Genomic DNA, 19,520 nt, shown 5'->3' with positions numbered 1-19,520 from the left:
AGTGGCGACGGTCTGTGCGGCACCGCATGATGGATGCAGACGGAAGAGGAGCCACTCATGCAAAAGCGCCACTCATGACGTCGAGGGTCCAATTGTCGACGATCCCGCTGGAGGCCCTGCGGAGCGAATTGCGCGTACCGCACGATGGGCTGTCCTCACAGGACGCGGCCACGCGGCTTGCGGTCGACGGCCCGAACGAGATTGCCGAACGGCGACGCAATCCGCTGCTGACTTTCGCAGGTTACTTCTGGGCACCGATTCCGTGGATGATCGAGGCCGCCCTATTGCTGTCGCTGCTAGCTCGCCACTGGACCGACGCGGTGATAATCGGAGTGCTGTTGGGCATGAACGGCCTGGTGGCGTTCACGGAGGAGCAGCAGGCCGCGAATGCGATCGCCGCTCTGAAACAACGTCTGGCCACGAGCGCGCGGGTCTTGCGGGGTGGTGCGTGGGTCACGGCCCCGGTCCGGGAGTTGGTCCGAGGCGACATCATCCGGATTCGCCTCGGGGACGTGATTCCCGCGGATGCCCGACTGTTGGACGACTGTCGGTTGCAGGTCGACCAGTCCGCGCTGACCGGTGAGTCGCTGCCGGTGACCTGTGAGCGCGGAGGCGTCTTGTACTCCGGGGCGGTGATCACCCGCGGTGAGGCGGACGCGATGGTCTTCGCCACCGGCGCTGACTCCTTTTTCGGCCGCACCACCGCCCTGGTCGAGTCCGCCGGTACGGTCAGCCATTTCCAGAGGGCGGTGCTGCGCATCGGCAACTACCTCATCGTGATCGCGGTGGCACTGGTCGCTCTTACCGCTGCGGTATCGCTGCTGAGGGGCAACCCGACGCTACAAACGCTCGAGTTTGCGCTGGTGGTCACGATCGCCTCCGTGCCAGTCGCTCTGCCGGCCGTACTGTCGGTGACGATGGCCGTCGGCGCCCGCCGACTAGCTCAGCGCAAGGCGGTCGTCAGCCACCTGCCCGCAGTCGAAGAATTGGGCGGCATCGACGTGTTGTGCTCGGACAAGACCGGCACCCTTACACAGAACAGGCTTGCGGTCGCCGAGCCGTGGTGCGCACCAGGGGTAGCACGATCGGATCTTCTGGCCGCAGCTGCGCTTGCATCACGCGCCGAGGATCAGGATCCGATCGATCTGGCGGTGCTTGCCGCGTCCGCGGATGTCATGCCGGTGCCGGGTGTAGTGGTCGAGGCGTTCGTGCCGTTCGATCCGGTTACGAAACGGACCGAGGCGACGGTCCGAGGCGATGACGGAACCGTGTACCACGTCAGCAAGGGCGCGCCGCAGGTCATCGCCGGACTGTGTGAAGGCGATCCGGTTTGCACGGCCGCCGCGGAGCATGTCGAGGAGTATGCCCGCCGCGGTGATCGGTCGCTGTCGGTTGCACGCACGACATCCGACGACCGGTGGCGGCTGCTCGGGGTGCTCCCGCTGGCGGATCCGCCGCGGGCCGACTCGGCAAACACGATCGACGCGGCCCAGAGCCTCGGTGTGCAGGTGAAAATGGTCACCGGTGATCAGGTCGCCATCGGCGCCGAGATCGCCCGCCAGGTCCGCCTCGGTGACCACATCCTGCCCGCAGACGCCCTGCAGACCAGCGGTTGCACCGATGAGCAGACAGCCGACCTCGTGGAAGACGCCGACGGGTTCGGTCAGGTCTTCCCTGAACACAAGTATCGGATCGTGCAACTGCTCCAGCAGCGGGGTCACATCGTCGGGATGACCGGTGATGGTGTCAACGATGCCCCTGCGTTAAAGCAAGCCGATGCGGGCATTGCCGTAGCCGGGGCCACCGAGGCTGCTCGGGCTGCAGCGGATGTGGTGCTGCTCGCGCCGGGACTGTCGGTCATCGTGGACGCGATCCGCATGGCCCGGGAGATCTTCGTCCGCATGACCAACTACGCCATGTATCGGATAGCCGAGACGATCCGGGTGTTGCTACTGGTCACCCTTGCCGTCGTCATCATGAACTTCTTCCCGGTCACGGCGATCATGATCGTGCTGCTCGCGATCCTCAACGACGGTGCGATCCTGGCAATCGCCTTCGACCGTGTGCGGGGCTCACCCAGGCCGGCGGCGTGGGACATGCGCACCGTGCTCACCATCGCGACCGTCCTCGGCATTCTCGGCGTGATCGAGACGTTCCTGCTCTTCACCCTTGCCGATACCGCCTTCGGACTCGACCACGATGTGATCCGCACCCTCATATACCTCAAGCTCTCTATCTCCGGGCACCTCACGGTGTTCGTCACCCGTACCCGTGGCCCGTTCTGGTCGCAGCCCGCGCCGGCCCGCGTACTGGTGGCGGCCGTCGTCGGCACCCAAGTAGTCGCCACCCTGATCGCCGGATTCGGGTTGCTGATGACACCCCTGGGCTGGGGTTGGGTCGCCGCCGTCTGGGTCTACGCCCTGGTGTGGTTCCTCGTCGAGGATCGGGTCAAACTCGCTGCCTACTCGGTCCTAGAGCGGCGTACGCGATCTGAGCGGAGAAACGCGCAGGGCCCCGAACCAGATCTGGTTCGGGGCCCCGACGGGAATTGAAACGGCGACGCTAGTGGGCTTCTCCGTTTCCGGATGACCCGTTGCCGTGCACCTGGTCCTGGTACTCCCGCAGCATCGTCAGCTGCCGGTGTTCGCCCTCGTGCAAGGCTTCCTCAAGTGCCCGGCTCTCTTCGACCGGGTCCGCGGTGACAAGGCTGCCGGAGCCGGGCTTGCCGGCAGATCCGAGCTTGTTCATCTTCTTCGGGATGGCCGCACCCTGGTACTCGAGCGGGAGCGGGTGACCGTGGTCGTCGACCGGGCCGAGCGGCTGGTGGATCTCGATGTACTGACCGTTCGGCATCCGCTTGATGATGCCGGTCTCGATTCCGTGCTCGAGGACCGCACGGTCGCTGCGCTGCAGACCCAGGCAGAACCGGTAGGCGATGAAGAAGGCCAGCGGAGGCAGCAGCACCATTCCGATGCGGCCCATCCACGTCGTCGCGTTCAACGAGATGTTGAGGTGGTACGCGATGATGTCGTTGATGCACGAGAGCGTCAGGATGACGTAGAACGTGATCACCATTGCACCGATCGCGGTACGGACCGGAACGTCGCGCGGACGCTGGAGCAGGTTGTGGTGAGCGTCGTCGCCGGTCAGGCGCTTCTCGATCCACGGGTACGCGATCAGGAGGGTGAACACCAAGCCCATGATCACTGCCACGGCGAACACCGACGGAATCGTGTAGCGGTTGAACAGGTAGATGTCCCAGGCCGGCCACAAGCGGGCCATGCCGTCCGTCCACATCATGTAAATGTCGGGCTGCACGCCTGCCGACACCTGCGAGGGGTTGTACGGGCCGATGGTCCAGACCGCGTTGATCTGCAGCAATCCACCCATCAGGGCGAGCACGCCGAACGTGATCGCGAAGAACGCACCGGACTTGACCGCGAAGACAGGCAGGATCCGGACACCCACGACGTTCTGCTCGGTGCGACCAGGGCCGGGGAACTGGGTGTGCTTCTGGTACCAGACCAGCGCAAGGTGTCCTGCGATCAGGGCCAGGATGATGCCGGGGAGCAGCAGGACGTGGCCGACGTACAGGCGAGGAATGATCAGATCGCCGGGGAAGTCGCCACCGAAGATCAGCCAGTGCAGCCAGGTACCTGCGATCGGGACGCTCATCGTGATGCCGGACAGGGCGGCGCGGACGCCGGTGCCGGACAGCAGGTCGTCCGGGAGGGAGTATCCGAAGAAGCCCTCGAACATCGCCAGGATCAGCAGAAGGCTACCGATGACCCAGTTGGCCTCACGCGGACGCCGGAAGGCGCCGGTGAAGAAGACCCGCAGCAGGTGTACGACGATCGACGCCGCGAACATCAGAGCCGCCCAGTGGTGGATCTGACGGACGAACAGGCCGCCGCGCACCTCGAACGAAATGTTCAGGGTGGTCTCGTAGGCGCGGGACATCGTGACGCCACGAAGCGGCTCGTACGCGCCGTTGTAGACGACGTGTGCCATCGACGGGTCGAAGAACAACGTCAGGTAGACGCCCGAGATCAGAAGGATGATGAAGCTGTACAGCGCGATCTCGCCGAGCAGGAAGGACCAATGCGTGGGGAAGACCTTGTTGATCTGCCTGCGCATTCCGGCCGCGAGATGATACCTCGAGTCCATCGCTTCGGCTTGGCCGGCGGCCATCGAGTTCAGTTTGGATGGTTTGTCGGTCACGGTCGACGCTCCCAAAATGCCGGGCCGAGAGCTTCGACGTAGTCACCGTTGGCGACGAGGAAGCCCTCTTCATTCACTGTAATGGGCAACTGCGGAAGTGCACGGGCAGCTGGACCGAAGATCGGCTTTCCGTAGGTCAGCGCGTCGAACTGCGACTGATGGCACGGGCAGAGGATCCGGTTGGTCTGCTGTTCGTATAGCGACGTGGGGCAGCCGAGGTGGGTGCAGATCTTCGAGTACGCGAAGTAGTCCCCGTAGTTGAAGCTCTCCTGGCCCTTGCGCTTGATGACCCGCTCGGTGTCCTCCGTGCGGAGACGGATGAGCATGGTCGCGTTGCGGACGCCACGCAGTCCGTCGAGGAGGGCTTCGTGATCGCCCCGGTCGGACTCACGGAAGGGGAACACGGTCTCCATGGAGCCGGCATCCAGGTCTTCCGGGCGGACAAGTACCACGTCGTCGGGGCGGCCGGTGTCGCGGCGCAGGTAGATGGTTTCGCCCTCGTAGCGGGGGGTCCACCCGGACACCCACAGGGGTGACTCGTCGCCCTGAGCCCACGGGTTCTTGACCAAACCGCCGAGCGGCATGACCGACATGATGCCGAGGGCGCCACCGCCGAAGATCAGGCTGCGCTTGATGAGCTTGCGGCGCCCGATGGTCGATGTCTCGAGTGAGTCACCGAGTTCGGCCACGATCGTCTTGCGATCGGTCTCGGACGATTTGCCGTCGTGGCGGTCCTGAATGGACACCTCTTCGGGGATGAACTTCTTCGTGAACTGCACCGCTCCGAAGCCGAGCCCGAGAATCGCCAGACCCATGGTGAGGCCGATCAGTGGCGTGTACAGGCTGTAGGCGCCGTAGTTCTCCTCACCGGCTCCGGCGTACTGCCAGGGCCAGAACAGGAAGATCAAGATGAAGGCGATCGCCGAGATGCCGGAGAGAGCGAACCAGAAGGCGACCGACCGTTCGGCGCGCTTCTCCGCCTTCGTTCCCTCGACCGCCCAGCGGTCGCGGCGGAAAGCGACATCGACACCGTCGAGATTGGTGCCGTGTTCGACCAGTTCGTCGCGGCTCAGGTTCTCGAGTTCTTCATCTGTGTACTTCTTTGGGGTGGCGCCGTCCGATTGGCCAGCGTCGCTCATGACCTTGCTCCGATCCACAATGCTGCACCGACGACAGCAACAATTCCGACGACCCACATGGCTATGCCCTCTGAGGCAGTGTTGAGTCCGCCGAGCCCGTAGCCACCGGGCTGCTTGACCTCGCTCGCTTGCTTGACGTAGGCGATGATGTCCTTCTTTTCCTCGACGGTCAGCTGACGGTCCGAGAACTTGGGCATGTTCTGCGGGCCGGTGACCATCGCGGTGTAAATCTGCTGCTCGTTCGCCGGGTCGAGGACCGGGGCGTACTTGCCGGACGAGAGTGCACCGCCACGACCGGTGAAGTTGTGGCAGGAAGCGCAGTTGAGGCGGAACAGTTCGCTACCGCGTGCGACGTCGCCGCCGCGCAGCGAAGACTGGGCGATCTCGCCGTTCTCGTCACGGATGACGGTGGGTCCGCCGCCGTTGGCCTGGATGTAGGCGCCGATGGCGTCCGTCTGCGCTGCGTCGAACTTGACGGGCTTGCGCGAGACCTGCGCCTCGTTGCGGACCGCGGGCATACGTCCCGACGACACCTGGAAGTACACGGCGGCCTCGCCGACGCCGATCAGGCTGGGGCCGCGGTCCTGGACACCCTGCAGGTTCGCACCGTGACATGTGATGCACGAGGTGTCGTAGAGCTGCTTGCCCTCGCGGATCAGGGCTGCCTGATCATCGCTCGCGGTGGCGACCTGCGGGGTGGGCGTCAACGCAGACGCAAGGAAACCGGCGCTGACCAGTCCCATCATCAGGACCAGTGCGCCCGTGACGCGCCTGCGTAGCTTCCGCCGGCGTCGTGCCTGCGCGGCGGACACCGCGGTGTCGGATGTGGGAGGTGGGGATGAACTCATCTGTATCCCTTTGGTATGTCGGGACGGACTGGACGTCAGGGGCTGCCTGGGGGCGTTCAGCTGATCAACGGATGAAGTAGATCGTCGCGAACAGGGCGATCCACACGATGTCGACGAAGTGCCAGTAGTACGAGACGACGATGGCTGCAGTGGCCTGGGCAGGCGTGAACTTGCTGACCTTCGTGCGGGCGATCAGGAAGACGAACGCGATGAGGCCGCCGATCACGTGCAGGCCGTGGAAACCGGTGGTCATGAAAAAGACCGAGCCGTACACGCTGCTCGAGATGGTCGTGCCCTCGTGGAACAGGGCGAAGTACTCGTAGCCCTGGCCGAGGACGAAGAATGTGCCCATCGCCAGGGTCAGCAGGTACCACCGGCGCAGGCCGAAGACGTCACCGCGCTCGGCTGCGAACACACCCATCTGGCAGGTGAACGACGACGCGATCAGCACCAACGTCACCGGCACGGCAAGGTACAGATTCAGATGGGTCGGCTCCGGCGGCCAGACTCCGTTCGCCTGTGCTCGTGCCACGAAATACATGGCAAAGAGCCCTGCGAAGAACATGAGCTCACTTGACAACCACACGATGGTGCCAACGCTGACCATGTTTGGTCGGTTCAGCGAGTGCACGCGTTGGGTGATTGCTGATCCTGAAGTCCCTACTGCGCTCGTCACAGACAGAAGTATGACGCCTTGTCGTAAGAGGTGGTCACTCGGGTCCGCCCTCGGTGGGCCGACGAGCCCGGAGTGCCCGATTGTCCCTGCTGGCAGCAGGCGGGTTGCGGACCGTGAAAAGGTGAAGGGATGGGAACTGGACTCAACCGTAAGGGTTGGCTGCGGAGACTCCTCGGGGGAGGGCAAAAGGCACCGCTGGACCCGGACCGGAGTGACCTTGTCGTCGTCGTGTCGTGCTTCGACGACGTGGAGGGGTGTGGAGCCACGCTCGACCGGGCAGCTGAGGAGGATCCGCGGTGGGTCAGCGATGAGGAGGCGGTGCTCCGGCACCATCTGACCCTTCCGGCCTCGGCGGTGCAAGAGGCCGTGTCGATCGCCGCGCAGGAGGGATATCGGCCGTCAGACGAGGTGGCAGGGGAGTCCGGGCCCGATGACTCGGGTGAAGACGTGAGATTGGTGTTGCAACGAGTTCAGCTCCTCGACGCCCTGCACTGTTCGCAGGAACGGTCGAGGATGGTTGGGCTGGCCCAGCGGCTCGGAGGTTCCGTGTCCGGATGGGATGCGATGCAGCCGCCCGATTTGCCCGGCGGCTGAGCCACCCGATTTGCCCGGTGGCTGAGCCGCCCGATATGCCCGGTGGCTGAGCCGCCCGATATGCCCGGTGGCTAGGCTGCCAGGGATCGAATGGACCGCCCCTAGTACAAGAGGACAAGACGAATGCAGAGCCCGACCGCTCAGGAGAATAACGACGCACTGCTGTCGGCGCGCACGTGGCCTTCGGTGCTCGGCGCCCTCACCGACGGCCACGACCTCTCCGCGGGTGATGCGACATGGGCGATGGACGAGATCATGTCCGACAACGCCACCTCCGCGCAGATCGCGGCATTCGGTGTGGCGCTGAAGATGAAGGGCGAGACTGCGGAGGAGGTCCGCGGCCTGGCCGATTCGATGCTCGGGCACGCGCGCAAGGTTCCGATCGATGCCGACGTCGTCGATGTCGTCGGTACCGGTGGCGATCGGTCCAATACCGTCAACATCTCCACGATGGCGTCCATTGTGGTCGCGGCTTCCGGCATTCGCGTCGTCAAGCACGGCAATCGGGCCGCATCCTCGAAGAGCGGCGGTGCGGACGTGCTCGAGGCGCTCGGTGTGAAGATCGATCTCGGTCCTGACGAGGTGGCCCGATGCGTCCGTGAGGCCGGGATCGGCTTCTGCTTCGCCCCCGTGTTCCACCCCGCGCTGCGTTTCGCGGGATCACCACGCAAGGAGATCGGAATCCCGACCGTCTTCAACGTGCTCGGACCGCTCACGAATCCTGCGCGCCCACGTGCCGGCCTCGTCGGGTGCGCGTTTGCCGGGCTGACCTCGGTGGTGGCCGGCGTACTCGCTCAGCGCGGCAACTCCGCCCTCGTGGTGCGCGGCGATGACGGCCTCGACGAGTTGACCACCTCGACCACGTCGACCGTGCACATCGTTTCGGAAGGGTCGGTGACGACCCGTCGCTTCGACCCGCGCGACATCGGGGTCGCGAGGGTTCCCCTCGACGAGTTGCGCGGCGGCGATGCCGAGGTGAACGCTGCGGTGGTGCGGCGGCTCCTGGCGGGCGAGACGGGGCCGGTGCGCGATGCGGTTCTGCTCAACGCCGCGGGAGCGATCGCGGCGTTTCGGGGATTGGGAGGCCGCACTCTGGAGGATGCGTTGACGGACGGGTTCGCCACGGCGGCTCAGTCGATCGACAGCGGTGCGGCAGCAACGCTGCTCGGTAAGTGGGCCGAGGTGACGTCAGGTCTCGCAGCCACCAACTAGGTTTGGTTCAATACCAACCCGGTGCCGGGCGACTCACTCGCCGATGGAGAATCCCGCCTCCACGTCTGCGCTCGAATAGGACTGGAAGGCGATGTGCGTGGCCGTCTTCGACACACCCTCGACCTTGTTGATCCCCTCGGTGACGACTTCGGCGATAAGTGCGTGGTCTCGCACACGCACGATCGCGATCAGGTCGACGTCACCGGCACAGGAATAGACTTTGTCCACGCCGGCGATGTCGGCCACCGCCTGAGCGGTCTCCGGGATGCGGTGGGCTTCGGCGTGGATCAGGACGATGGCGTTGATCATGATCGCCAGCCTATGTCGTGGTCGGCGTGATCCGGTACGGGTGGTCGGTTGCCGCGTCCTGTGTCGCCGGCGCCCTGCGTCGAGGTGCTCGCTGCCTGCGCGAGTGTGCACCAACCGGCCCAGGAACCGGCACCCCGTGCGGGTTCGGACCAGCCAGAGGAGGCACTGACGATTCGGGTGCCCTCCCGGTCGAGCCAGCGTGCGATGAGGCCCGCTTCCTCGGGGGACGCGCCCCTGAGAGGAGAGGCGTCGGCTACGACGGTCTCGGCGGTGAGAACGAGCGTATCGACCACCGGCATGGGGTGAATTCCCTGCCGTGCGCATCCCGCGGATGCGAGTCGGCCCGCACGGATCACCGCGAACTCCCAGCCGCCCGCTGCGTCGGGGTGCGCGGCGACGATCTGATCGAGCGCGGCGAGAGACGACAGACGCTGCATTCTTCGCAGTACGGCAATCGTTTCCGCGGTCCGGTCGCGCAGGCGTGCGGCGTTCTCGAAGAGTTCGCCCGCAGCCAGTTCCTCCACCCGGCCGCGCATGCGGCGCAGCGGGGCGTCGTCGACGCCGCGCACGAGCTGCCGGAAACGCTCCGGGCTGCGCCGGTATGCGTCCTCGGTATCGAGGCCGTGAACGGCGGCGGGGCAACGCCCGATTTCGCGCGGGGGGCAGGAAGGGCCGTGCTCTCTTCCTTTCGGTATCCGGTTCGTGCACGTGCGGAGAGCGCAGAACTCGGCGAGGGTGTCGGCAACGCCGACCGCCGTCGAGCGTGACCGGAACGGTCCGAGCGAGTCGGCCGTGGGCGTGCGGACCACTGATAGTCGGGGAAACGCCTCCGCGGTGAGCGTGATCCACCACCCACGTTTCGGATATTTTGATCGCCGGTTGTACGGGGGAGTGTGCGCGGCGAGGAGCCGGAGTTCGCGCACCCCGGCCTCGAGCGAGTGCGCGCACTCCACGTGGTCGACTCGGGTGCACAGCGCGACCATTTCTTTCATCCGGCCGCGGGTCTCCGAGCCGGTGAAGTAGTTCCGGACGCGGCGGCGCAGATCCGTTGCCGTACCGACGTAGAGAACCTCGTCGGACGGGCCTCGGAACAGATACACGCCTGGAGAGCGGGGGAGGTGGCTTGCGAGGGAGCGTTTGGCCCGCTGCTGTGGTGAAACGTCGGGAATGTAATCGGTGAGCTCCGTCAGGCTGTGCACACCCTGGTTGCCGACCCGCTCGATCAGGGCGTGCAGGACGTCGACCGTGGCTCGGGCATCGTCGAGGGCCCGGTGCGTCGGTGTGGTCTGGGCCGTGAAGAGCTGGGCCAGCGCCGACAGCTTCATCGAGGGTGCTTCGTCTCGAGTGAGGATTCTCCGGGCCAGTTTGACGGTGCAGAGCACGGTGAATCTCGGCCACGGGGTGCTGGTGGCGGTTGCGGCCGCCCTGAGGAAGCCGGTGTCGAAAGGGGCGTTGTGCGCGACGAGCACTGCTCCCCGCGCGAACTCGAGGAATGCGGGCAGCACCGCCTCGATCCGAGGAGCGTCGATCAACATCGCCGAGGTGATGCCCGTGATCTCGACGATGTAGGGCGGAATCGACCGTCCTGGGTCGACGAGGGTCGCCATTTCCCCGAGCACCTCGCCGCCGCGGATCTTCACTGCGCCGATCTCGGTGATTGCATCCTCTCCCGGCCGGGCCCCGGTGGTCTCGAGATCGACCACCACGAAGGTGGTCTCTCGCAGCGGGGTGTCGAGCTCGTCGAAGCTCAACTGCTCGGGTACGCCGGAAGCACTCACAGCCCGAGAGCGTATGGACGAGCACCGACAAAACGGACTCGAGAGAGAGAAGCGACGAGCATCACACCACACTTTTTCGGGCGCCGACATCGGGGCCGGGGCGGCGCCACGGAGCCGACGTTTCGGCAGCGATCCCATGTTTGCTGGGCGTGTTGGTTCGTCGAGTCGGTAGGCATCGCGAGGTCGCACCGACGGACGCCCTTTGATCAGGAACAACGACTCGATCGCGGGTCGCCGTACACCCACGCCGAGGAGCCTGGTTTCGATGCTCAGATTTGGCGCTGTGTCTCCAAAACAGACGTTTTGTTACTGGACCGTTATCGAAGTTTCTGGTGTCGCCGCAATCGGGCTGGAAGGGGCGCTAGCGCTTGCGCGTGGTCGACATGGACGTATTCCATTTCGTAACCTTTTCGAGACCTAGCGGAGACTCGCAGCCCAGTACCGGGGCAGCATCGCTGGGCACCGCTGATCGGCCTCTTTCTGGCGGCTAGGGGTGATCCCCCCGGCCCAACCGGCCAGTGAGCTCGGTCGGCGGATGAGTGGAAGAAACGGAGTACCTTTTCGTGGCGTCACAAACTTCTCAGCGAAATGTGCGACGGGCAGTTGTCGCGGGCGCGCTGGCAGTCGGAGCGCTCACAGCAACCGCCGCCCCAGCGGCGGCGGACCCCATCACGATCCCGGGAATTGGAACCTTCGAGATTCCGGGCCTCGTCCTTCCGCAGGTGCCCGCAGCGCCCGGTGCGCCGGTCGCCCCACCCATGAACACTGCAGGGGAGAGGGCCGTTGAGGCCGCTCACACCAAGCTCGGTGCCCCGTACTCCTACGGCGCCTCCGGACCCGACTCCTTCGACTGCTCCGGGCTCGTGCAGTGGGCGTACAGGCAGGCCGGCTTGAACTTGCCGCGTACCAGCTACCAGCAGGCCGCCGCCGGCACGCTGGTGCCGCTGTCCGATCTTCGCATCGGCGACGTGATCTCCTTCTACGGCGGCTCGCATTCCGGCCTCTACGCAGGAAACGGCAACGTGATCCATGCATCCACCTCAGGTCAGCCCGTCAAGCTGGCCCCCCTCGCGTCCATGCCGGTCGACGAGGCGCGGCGCTTCTAGTTCTTGCGGGTCGAGACTGATCCTGAGGACCGAGACGAGGGTGGACGCATGCGTTGCCGTTCCGTAACCTGATCGAGACCTTGCGAAGTGTGTCGTGCAATCGGGCGGCAACTCGGGGACGTTTCCGAACTGCTCGAGGCAGCCGACTCGGCTGGCGGAGAAGACGATTGGAGAACCGCATTCCGTGGACTCACAAGTTACTTCCGTAGCCTCACGAATCAGTTCCACGGCTCCGCGCACGATGATGCGCCCCCTGCGTAGCGTGCTGACGGCGGTGGCGCTGTCGCTGGTTCTCGTAGCGCTGCCTTCGATCCAGGCGGGTGCCGACCCCGCCTTCACCAACCCGAGCGACTCGATGGCGAGACTCGGTGAACTGTCGCGGCAATCCGAGCAGACGACGGAGGCGCTCCACAACGCGCAGATCGATCTCGAGGCCAAACAGTCGGCGCAACGTGAGGCCGAGGCTGCGGCGGCAAACGATCAGGGTGCGCTCGACGCGGCGAGGGAGCGGATCGAGGTCTTCCGGCCGGCGGTGAATCAACTGGCCACGTCGACCTACCAAGGCGCGCGAACCAATCGTCTGTTCGCAGTCATGACAAGCGACTCGCCGCAACAACTCCTCGACCAGATGTCTCTGCTCGACATCATCGCCAAAGACACCAGCAACCAAGTCGATCAGTTCTGGTCTGCTACCTCGGATGCTACGAGGGCCGCCGAGGCATCCAAGAGTTCCGCCGACGCTGCGAGGGAGGCTGCGGAGCAGGCCAAGGCCGTGAGTGACGATCTGCAACGCAAGCAGAGTGATCTTCAGGCCCAGATAGACCAAGTACTCGAGGCGTTCGGCAACCTCAGCGCTTCGGAACGCGAGGAGCTGGCGGGCACACCGTTCCCGCCCGGGATCGACCCGGCCACAATTCTCGCTCACCTGACGCCAGGAGCGGGCACAAACGCACTGCGGGCCGCCTTGACGCGCGTCGGTTCCCCCTACTCGTGGGGCGCTACCGGGCCGAACGAGTTCGATTGCTCGGGGCTCGTCGTGTGGGCGTACCAGCAGATCGGCAAGACGCTGCCGAGGTCGAGTCAGGCGCAGGCCAGCGGTGGGATGCCGGTGTCGCGCGAGGATCTACAACCCGGCGACCTTGTCCTCTTCTACGACGATGCGTCTCACGTCGGTCTCTACGCAGGAAACGGCAACATTGTCCACGCCTCGACGTTCGGAGTCCCGGTGAAAGTCGAATCGATGGCACGATTCCCCTACTACGGAGCGCGCCGTTACTGACTTTGTCCTTCCCGCGCACGGGACATGCTTCTAGACTCTCCGGCGTGCCCGAATCACACCCGCACTCTGCGGGGTTGCAGCTGCTCCCAAAAAATTTCGAATTCCGTGTTGTTCTGCGGGCAAATCTCCGTTGGCGCGTTATCCCCACGAAGTGTCGGCGACTGCCACTATAGTCGAAAATATGTTCGAATCAGGTGGGGCCACGGTTCGGTGGCGGGCTGTGGGAGTTGCCGGGTGAACACGGTGGTGCAGGCGTACCGGTTCGCGCTCGATCCCACCCCGACCCAGGAGGGGGCGTTGCGGTCGCATTGTGGGGCGCAGCGGTTCGCCTACAACTGGGGGTTGGCCGTCGTGAAAGCCAATCTGGATCAGCGGGCCGCGGAACGGTCTTACGGGATCGGCGGTGACGATCTGACTCCGGTCGTGGACTGGTCCGCGTACTCTTTTCGCAAGCACTGGAACCAGATCAAGGAGGAGACGGCCCCGTGGTGGGCGGAGAACTCGAAGGAGGCGTATTCGTCCGGTGTGGCGAATCTGGCGGCGGCGTTGTCGAACTGGTCGACGTCCCGGTCGGGGAAGCGGAAGGGCCGCCGGGTCGGTTTCCCCCGGTTCAAGGGCAAGAGGTCGGCGTTGTCGTGCCGGTTCAGCACCGGGGCGTTCGGGCTCGCGGACGCGGATCGTCGGCATGTGAGGCTGCCGCGGATCGGGATCGTCCGGACGCACGAGTCCACACGGAAACTGGCCCGCCGCGTCGACGCCGGCACGGCGCGGATCCGGTCGGCGACCGTGTCATTGCGGCGGGGCCGGTGGTTCGTCTCGTTTTCCGTTCAGGTCCGGCGGGCCGAACCCGACACGCGGACGGTGGATTCTCCGTCGGTGGTGGGGTGGATCTCGGGGTGAAGACGTTGGCGGTCCTGTCGACCGGAGAAATGATCGAGAACCCGAAGCATCTCGAGCACGCCCAGAAAAAACTGCGCCGCCTCAACCGGCAGGCCGCACGTCGGGTCGGGTGGGACAAGCGCACCGGCCAACAACCGTCGAACCGGTGGCTTGCCACCCAGGCACAGGTCGCCCGGTTGCACGCCTATGTGGCCGATGCCCGCCGGGACGGGTTGCACAAGCTCTCCACCCGCCTGGTGCGTTCCCATGATGTCGTGGTGATCGAGGATTTGAATGTGGCCGGGATGCTGCGGAACCGGTCACTGGCCCGGCATATCGCGGGGGTCGGGATGGGTGAGGTGCGCCGCCAGACCGTGTACAAGGCGGAGTGGCAGGGCACCGCCCTGCATATCGCGGACCGGTGGTATCCGAGCTCGAAGACGTGTTCTGCTTGCGGGGAAGTGAAAGCCAAGCTGTCCCTCAAGAAACGAGTATTCAAGTGTGAATGCCGTTTACGTCTGGACCGTGACCTGAACGCCGCCCGCAACCTCGCGGCCCTGGTTCAGGCGTCCTCCCCGAGTTGCGGGGCGACGGTAAACGAGCCCGACGGAACCCTGCGGAAGGCCCGCGCTTCGCGGGCGGCGGGGATCGCCACGGGAAGGCTCACACCTCGTGTGAGTCAAGGCCGGGACCGTGAGGTTTCGGATCAGGGAACAGATTTCCATGTTTCCTGAACGGTCCGTACCGAATCCGACTTCACGCCGTCCGGTGCGCCCGTGGGAGTGGGCGGCGCTGACAGGACTCGCTGTCGCCATCGTCGCTGTCCTCGGGCTGACGGGCCTCGTGCACGGCGACCACGACGCAGAAGCGTCCGCTGGACTGTCCAATGCGCAGCAACACGCCCGCGTGGTGGCAGTCCAGGCCCTTCTCGACAACTGGGCGGCGGCTGTGCGAGACGACGACGCCGAGGCGTGTCTGACCTGATGGACAAGTCGGCATCGCCGGGCTTCCTCGCCGCAGAGGCGCGACGGGCAGCCAACGTTTCCGGCGTGGATTTCTCGGACTGGGGTTACGAGATAGTCGCAGGCCCCGAGACGGCGGTTCCGCAGAGTCTGGTCGATACGGTGGACGCGGACGAGGTGTGGGCTCCTGCCGTACGACTCCGCTACGCGATCGCGGGAGTGGACGAGCTGCCCACCCGCAAGCCGGTCTCCCTCGTCGTGGCGCGCCGCGGCGACTGCTGGGCCTTGGTCACCGACAGCGCCACTATCGACGCACGCGCGCAGACCTGGCGAGGCCCTTGGGATTTCGGTCCGCTCGTCTCGCGCAGTGTGGATACCGGAGACGGGCGGACTTCGGTAGTGCTCGGGCACCCCGAGGATTCCGAGATGGTCGACCATCTCGCCGAAGAGCTCCCCGCCGCAGTCGACAACGTCACCCAACTGTGGGGTTCGGACTGGGCCGAACGTGCGCTCGTCTGGGTTGCGGGATCGCAGGAGGAGTTCACCGCGCTGGTCGGCCCGGATCATGACGGTCGTAACATTGCCGCCGTTGCGATCTCGGACGCGGTCGACCCGGACTCCGACGTGGTTACGGGACAGCGAATCGTATTCAGCCCAGCATCGCCCGAACGGCTCACCAACGTCACCCGGCGCGCAATTCTGCAACATGAGATGACCCACGTGGCCACGCGAGCGGCGACGGTGGATGGATCACCGATGTGGATGCTCGAGGGCTATGCCGAGTACGCGGCCCACCGGGGCACGCACACGGCCGAACGCCGGATCGCTCCCACTCTGACCGCATGGGTGAGTGCCGAAGGCGCTCCCGGTAGCTTCCCCGATGATCGCGACTTCGCGGGATCCGGTGCGCGTGGCTCCCTGGCGTACGAGTCCGCGTGGTCGATCAACGCCTTCGTCGCCGACGAGTTCGGCGAAGCTCGGCTCACCAGGTTGTATCGGGCACTTGCCGTCGGGAAGGCAGATCCGCAGACGGTAGACCAGCGCGTGGCCGACGTCCTCGGCATCGATGGCGATCAGTTCCGCGGTGGGTGGACCAACTGGGTGCGCGCTCACCTCGGGTGACCCTGCGTCGGCGATCGTCCGGGGAACCGCTTACGGTGATCACATGCGCCGGACCCTGTTGGTTACGAATGATTTTCCGCCACGTCCGGGTGGGATTCAGTCGTATCTGCACGCCTTTGCCAAGCATCTGCCCGCAGAGGAATTCGTTGTCTATGCGCCGCGCTGGCGGGGCGACTCACACATCAAGTTCGATGCGCGGCAACCGTTTCAGGTGGTACGTCATCCGACGACACTGATGGTGCCCACCCCGTTCGTCGCGCGTCGCGCGGCCAAGTTGCTCGCGGAACACGACTGCACGGGTGTGTGGTTCGGAGCTGCCGCGCCTCTCGCTCTGCTTGCTCCGGCGATGCGTCGCGCCGGAGCGCAGCGGGTGATCGCGAGCACGCATGGGCACGAGGTCGGTTGGTCGATGCTGCCCGGTGCCAGGCAATCCCTGGGCCGAATCGGTGCGCAGACCGATGTCGTCACGTACGTGAGCCGCTACACCCGACGCCGGTTCGCGTCCGCGTTCGGCGCTAGCGCGGCGCTCGAGCACCTCCCGCCGGGCGTGGACACCGAACGCTTCGCCCCGGACAGCGGCGCCCGGGCCGAGCTGCGGTCCCGTTACCGACTGGGGGAGCGGCCGACGATTCTGTGCCTCTCGCGTCTGGTGCCGCGCAAGGGCCAGGATGTCTTGATCCGGGCGTTGCCCGGCATCCGTGAACACATCGACGGGGCCGTGCTCGTGATCGTCGGCGGCGGACCCTACGAGGGCAGGCTGCGGTCGCTGGCGCGGTCCATGGGGGTGGAGGAACACGTGGTGTTCACGGGCACGGTGCCGTCAGCCGAGCTGGCTGCCCACCACACGATTGCCGACGTGTTCGCTATGCCGTGCCGGACGAGAGGAGCGGGTCTCGACGTAGAGGGCCTCGGGATCGTGTTCCTCGAGGCGTCGGCCGCCGGGGTCCCGGTCATCGCGGGGAGGTCGGGCGGTGCCCCGGAAACGGTGCGGGAGAACGAAACCGGACTGGTGGTGGACGGTACGTCGGTGGGCGAAGTGGCGCGTTCGGTCATCGCTGTGCTCTCGGATCGCGACCGCGCCGCCGCGATGGGCGCAGCGGGTCGCGAGTGGGTCAGGGAGCAGTGGCGTTGGGACGTTCTCGCGGGAAAGCTGGCGTCGCTGCTGGACTAGCTTGCCTGCCCGAGACCAACCTGCTCGAGACCTATGAGTTGTCAGGCTCGATTGGCCTCCGCCCTCTTGTACGGAGAAGAATACCGGTACGGGTGTCAGCCATATGCGTTGGCATTGTCTACTTTTGACAATTCTTCGTGCACTCTTGACGAATCTGCCCCCACGGGCGGCGACCGGGGCAGCATGAAACCGATTGGTCCTGTTCCTGATCGAATGGAGGTCTTTTCGTGTCTCAAACCCCAATTCGTCGCGCTGCTGTCGTGGCCGCTTCTGCTGCACTGGTAGCGACCGGCCTGACCACCAGCGTCGGCGCAGGCGTGGCCGGCGCCGAGACGTGCCCTCAGTCGGCCAACGCCACAAAGAGTGCCGCACTGAACAAGATCTACAGCTATGACAGGAGGGTCACCGCGAAGCAGGTCGCCGCCGGCACCGAGGTCACCTACGAGACCATCGTGAGCACCAACCGCGGCGTCCCTTATCTTCACAGCGTCACTGAATACCCGCCGGAGGGTTTCGGTCCGCCGGTCGAGGCGACAGTGACAAGGAGGGTGGGTGTCAGTGGACTGGAAACCGACCCCTTCCAGGCGCAACCACAGAACCCCGGGTACAAGGTGGCGGGCAGCTGGTCCATCAACGACGCCCACCCCGTCACGGTGAGAATGACGTACTTGGTCCCCGAAGACATCCCGGTCGGCACCGAGGTCACCAGCGGTGGCATCAAGACGAGCGGCACTCTCAACATCGGGAACGATCTGACCGACGCGTTGAACGTCTGCTTCACAGTCCGAGGCGCGAACCCGGGCGAGGTCGTCACCGGCAGCCTGGAAGATGGCGGCCTCGGCTCTTCTGACGGGCAGCTCAGCTCCACAGATTCCGTGTCCGACATCCTCGGCGACACCCTCACCCGGTTCTTCGAGAACCTCAGCTGAACGCGATGGCACGCTAGCGTCACGTGACAAAGTAGAAGCGGCCCCTCGGGATTGCAGGTTCCCCGGGGGGCCGCTTCCGTGATGCTGTGGAGTGGATATTAGGCCTTGCGACAGCCGAATGAGGAAATATTTCTATCTTTTGACAATCCTTGGATCACTCTCGAGAATCTTGCGATTGACGGCCGCGGCAGGTCGACATGCGCGCGGTTGACCCTGCAACCGATCGAATGGAGATTCCTCGTGTCCCCCAATCCGACTCGCCGCGCTGCGGCTGCGGCTACCTCCGTCACACTCATCGCGACCGGTCTGACCGTCGGTCTCGGCGCGGGAGTGGCAGGCGCTGCTGAGTGCCTACCGTCGAGCCATTACGAGAAGAAGAATATTTCCACGGCGTGGGCCACCTACAGCTACGACAAGTCGGTCTCCGCCACGCAGGTCGCCGGCGGCACGGAGGTCACCTACGAGACCGTAGTCAGCACCCAGGCGCTCATCAGCAACCCGTACCTCAACACCGTCGTTGATTATCCGCCTGCCGGATTCGGGGCACCGATCAAGACGACTGTACCGGCTGGTATATGGACCCCTCGAATCCCGTCACAGTGCGGATGACCTACTTGGTCCCCGACGACCTCCCCGTAGGCAGCACCGTCACCAGTGGCGGCATCGAAACGAAAGGAACAGTCGGCATCGGGGAGAATCTGCCCGACCTGACTGCGTGCTTTACCGTGCGCGACCGGAACCCGGGCGAAGTAGTCACCGGCAGCCTGGAAGACAGTGGTCTCGGCTCGTCGGAGGGGCAGCTCAGCTCCACTGGCTCGATCAGCGACATCCTCGGCGACACTCTGACTCGGTTGTTGAAGAACTTCAGCTGAGCGATGGCGCGCTAGCGTCACGTGACAAAGTAGAAGCGGCCCCCGGAATTGCAGGTTTCCCGGGGGCCGTTTCCGTGATACCTGAGTGCTGCGACTTGTCAGTGCAGTGACGTGTCGAGAGACAGTAGACCAGCTCGCAGAACTTACGGCAAGCCCCTTGCCGCCACAAGGCAAGTCGCACAGTGAGTTACGCCACTGGACGCCCTGAAGGCTTCCGTCTTCGGCTGGCCGGTCGCCGACTCGCCGGTCGGCCGAGAAAAATATTTGGACAACCGACCAGGTGTTTTGCAGAAAAGTAATGGAATCGCCAAGCAAATGTCCGTTAACCATGGTAGAACTTCTTCGCATCGTTACTGGCCACCCGGATTCCTTGCTTCTCCGGGTCGCCGGCAGTGATGGGTAACACAACGAAGACGGATGCCA

The 19,520-nt window shown here is 65.0% G+C and carries 17 protein-coding genes and 1 pseudogene; 12 read left to right on the top strand and 6 right to left on the bottom strand.

The window, feature by feature from the left end; translation table 11 throughout:
• Positions 1-74 precede the first annotated feature (74 nt).
• Positions 75-2,552 (top strand): plasma-membrane proton-efflux P-type ATPase, encoded by a 2,478-nt coding sequence (locus BFN03_RS09880; RefSeq protein ID WP_070378861.1) that lies wholly within the window; start codon positions 75-77, stop codon positions 2,550-2,552.
• Positions 2,553-2,562: 10 nt separating this feature from the next.
• Here BFN03_RS09880 and qcrB read toward each other — a convergent pair whose 3' ends face one another.
• The 4 genes from qcrB to ctaE all read right to left on the bottom strand — a co-directional run bounded on the left by qcrB (position 2,563) and on the right by ctaE (position 6,884).
• On the bottom strand, positions 2,563-4,191 hold the full coding sequence (gene qcrB / locus BFN03_RS09875; RefSeq protein WP_070380789.1) for a cytochrome bc1 complex cytochrome b subunit: 1,629 nt from the start codon (positions 4,189-4,191) through the stop codon (positions 2,563-2,565).
• Between the two features lie 26 nt (positions 4,192-4,217).
• The gene (gene qcrA, locus BFN03_RS09870) at positions 4,218-5,360 is read right to left on the bottom strand and encodes a cytochrome bc1 complex Rieske iron-sulfur subunit (protein ID WP_070380788.1); all 1,143 of its coding nucleotides are present in this window, start codon (positions 5,358-5,360) and stop codon (positions 4,218-4,220) included.
• Entirely contained in the window at positions 5,357-6,208 is an 852-nt protein-coding gene (qcrC, locus tag BFN03_RS09865; protein ID WP_084385573.1) for a cytochrome bc1 complex diheme cytochrome c subunit, read from the bottom strand. Before qcrC ends, qcrA begins: the two co-directional genes overlap by 4 nt.
• 64 nt (positions 6,209-6,272) lie before the next feature.
• Positions 6,273-6,884 (bottom strand): aa3-type cytochrome oxidase subunit III, encoded by a 612-nt coding sequence (gene ctaE / locus BFN03_RS09860; RefSeq protein ID WP_084385572.1) that lies wholly within the window; start codon positions 6,882-6,884, stop codon positions 6,273-6,275.
• Between the two features lie 129 nt (positions 6,885-7,013).
• On the opposite strand from ctaE, the gene BFN03_RS09855 reads away from it, so the two are divergent.
• Positions 7,014-7,478: a hypothetical protein gene (locus BFN03_RS09855; RefSeq protein WP_070378859.1), complete on the top strand. Its 465-nt coding sequence runs from the start codon at positions 7,014-7,016 to the stop codon at positions 7,476-7,478.
• Positions 7,479-7,601: 123 nt separating this feature from the next.
• A complete protein-coding gene (gene trpD / locus BFN03_RS09850; protein WP_070378858.1) occupies positions 7,602-8,690 on the top strand; it encodes an anthranilate phosphoribosyltransferase in 1,089 nt (362 codons plus the stop codon).
• Positions 8,691-8,723: 33 nt separating this feature from the next.
• Here trpD and BFN03_RS09845 read toward each other — a convergent pair whose 3' ends face one another.
• Together BFN03_RS09845 and BFN03_RS09840 are read right to left on the bottom strand one after the other, a co-directional pair.
• On the bottom strand, positions 8,724-8,999 hold the full coding sequence (locus BFN03_RS09845) for an Lrp/AsnC family transcriptional regulator (RefSeq protein WP_070378857.1): 276 nt from the start codon (positions 8,997-8,999) through the stop codon (positions 8,724-8,726).
• On the bottom strand, positions 8,996-10,777 hold the full coding sequence (locus BFN03_RS09840) for a DEDD exonuclease domain-containing protein (RefSeq protein WP_232320488.1): 1,782 nt from the start codon (positions 10,775-10,777) through the stop codon (positions 8,996-8,998). The genes BFN03_RS09845 and BFN03_RS09840 overlap by 4 nt, the downstream gene beginning before the upstream one ends.
• Positions 10,778-11,340: 563 nt before the next feature.
• Here BFN03_RS09840 and BFN03_RS09835 point away from each other — a divergent pair.
• The 9 genes and pseudogenes from BFN03_RS09835 to BFN03_RS20820 all read left to right on the top strand — a co-directional run bounded on the left by BFN03_RS09835 (position 11,341) and on the right by BFN03_RS20820 (position 19,097).
• Positions 11,341-11,883, top strand: coding sequence for a C40 family peptidase (locus BFN03_RS09835; protein WP_070380786.1), 543 nt, complete (start codon positions 11,341-11,343; stop codon positions 11,881-11,883).
• Positions 11,884-12,124: 241 nt separating this feature from the next.
• Positions 12,125-13,162: an NlpC/P60 family protein gene (locus BFN03_RS09830; protein WP_070378856.1), complete on the top strand. Its 1,038-nt coding sequence runs from the start codon at positions 12,125-12,127 to the stop codon at positions 13,160-13,162.
• 234 nt (positions 13,163-13,396) lie between these two features.
• On the top strand, positions 13,397-14,062 hold the full coding sequence (locus BFN03_RS20625; RefSeq protein ID WP_070378855.1) for a helix-turn-helix domain-containing protein: 666 nt from the start codon (positions 13,397-13,399) through the stop codon (positions 14,060-14,062).
• On the top strand, positions 14,059-14,775 hold the full coding sequence (locus tag BFN03_RS20620; RefSeq protein WP_198163450.1) for an RNA-guided endonuclease InsQ/TnpB family protein: 717 nt from the start codon (positions 14,059-14,061) through the stop codon (positions 14,773-14,775). The genes BFN03_RS20625 and BFN03_RS20620 overlap by 4 nt, the downstream gene beginning before the upstream one ends.
• Positions 14,765-16,125, top strand: a pseudogene (locus BFN03_RS09815) (hypothetical protein). Before BFN03_RS20620 ends, BFN03_RS09815 begins: the two are co-directional and overlap by 11 nt.
• A gap of 43 nt (positions 16,126-16,168) precedes the next feature.
• Entirely contained in the window at positions 16,169-17,296 is a 1,128-nt protein-coding gene (locus BFN03_RS09810; protein WP_070380785.1) for a glycosyltransferase family 4 protein, read from the top strand.
• 227 nt (positions 17,297-17,523) lie between these two features.
• Complete coding sequence (locus tag BFN03_RS09805) at positions 17,524-18,225, top strand: hypothetical protein (protein ID WP_157109592.1); 702 nt, start codon at positions 17,524-17,526, stop codon at positions 18,223-18,225.
• Between the two features lie 240 nt (positions 18,226-18,465).
• Positions 18,466-18,834 carry a hypothetical protein gene (locus BFN03_RS20825; RefSeq protein WP_232320483.1) on the top strand — a complete coding sequence of 123 codons (369 nt, stop codon included), beginning with the start codon at positions 18,466-18,468 and terminating at the stop codon, positions 18,832-18,834.
• Positions 18,831-19,097: a hypothetical protein gene (locus BFN03_RS20820; RefSeq protein WP_070378852.1), complete on the top strand. Its 267-nt coding sequence runs from the start codon at positions 18,831-18,833 to the stop codon at positions 19,095-19,097. Before BFN03_RS20825 ends, BFN03_RS20820 begins: the two co-directional genes overlap by 4 nt.
• Positions 19,098-19,520 lie beyond the last annotated feature (423 nt).

The sequence above is a fragment of the Rhodococcus sp. WMMA185 genome (assembly GCF_001767395.1).
In the GTDB taxonomy this organism is placed as follows: domain Bacteria; phylum Actinomycetota; class Actinomycetes; order Mycobacteriales; family Mycobacteriaceae; genus Rhodococcus_F.
This window is presented reverse-complemented; position numbering and strand designations above follow the sequence as displayed.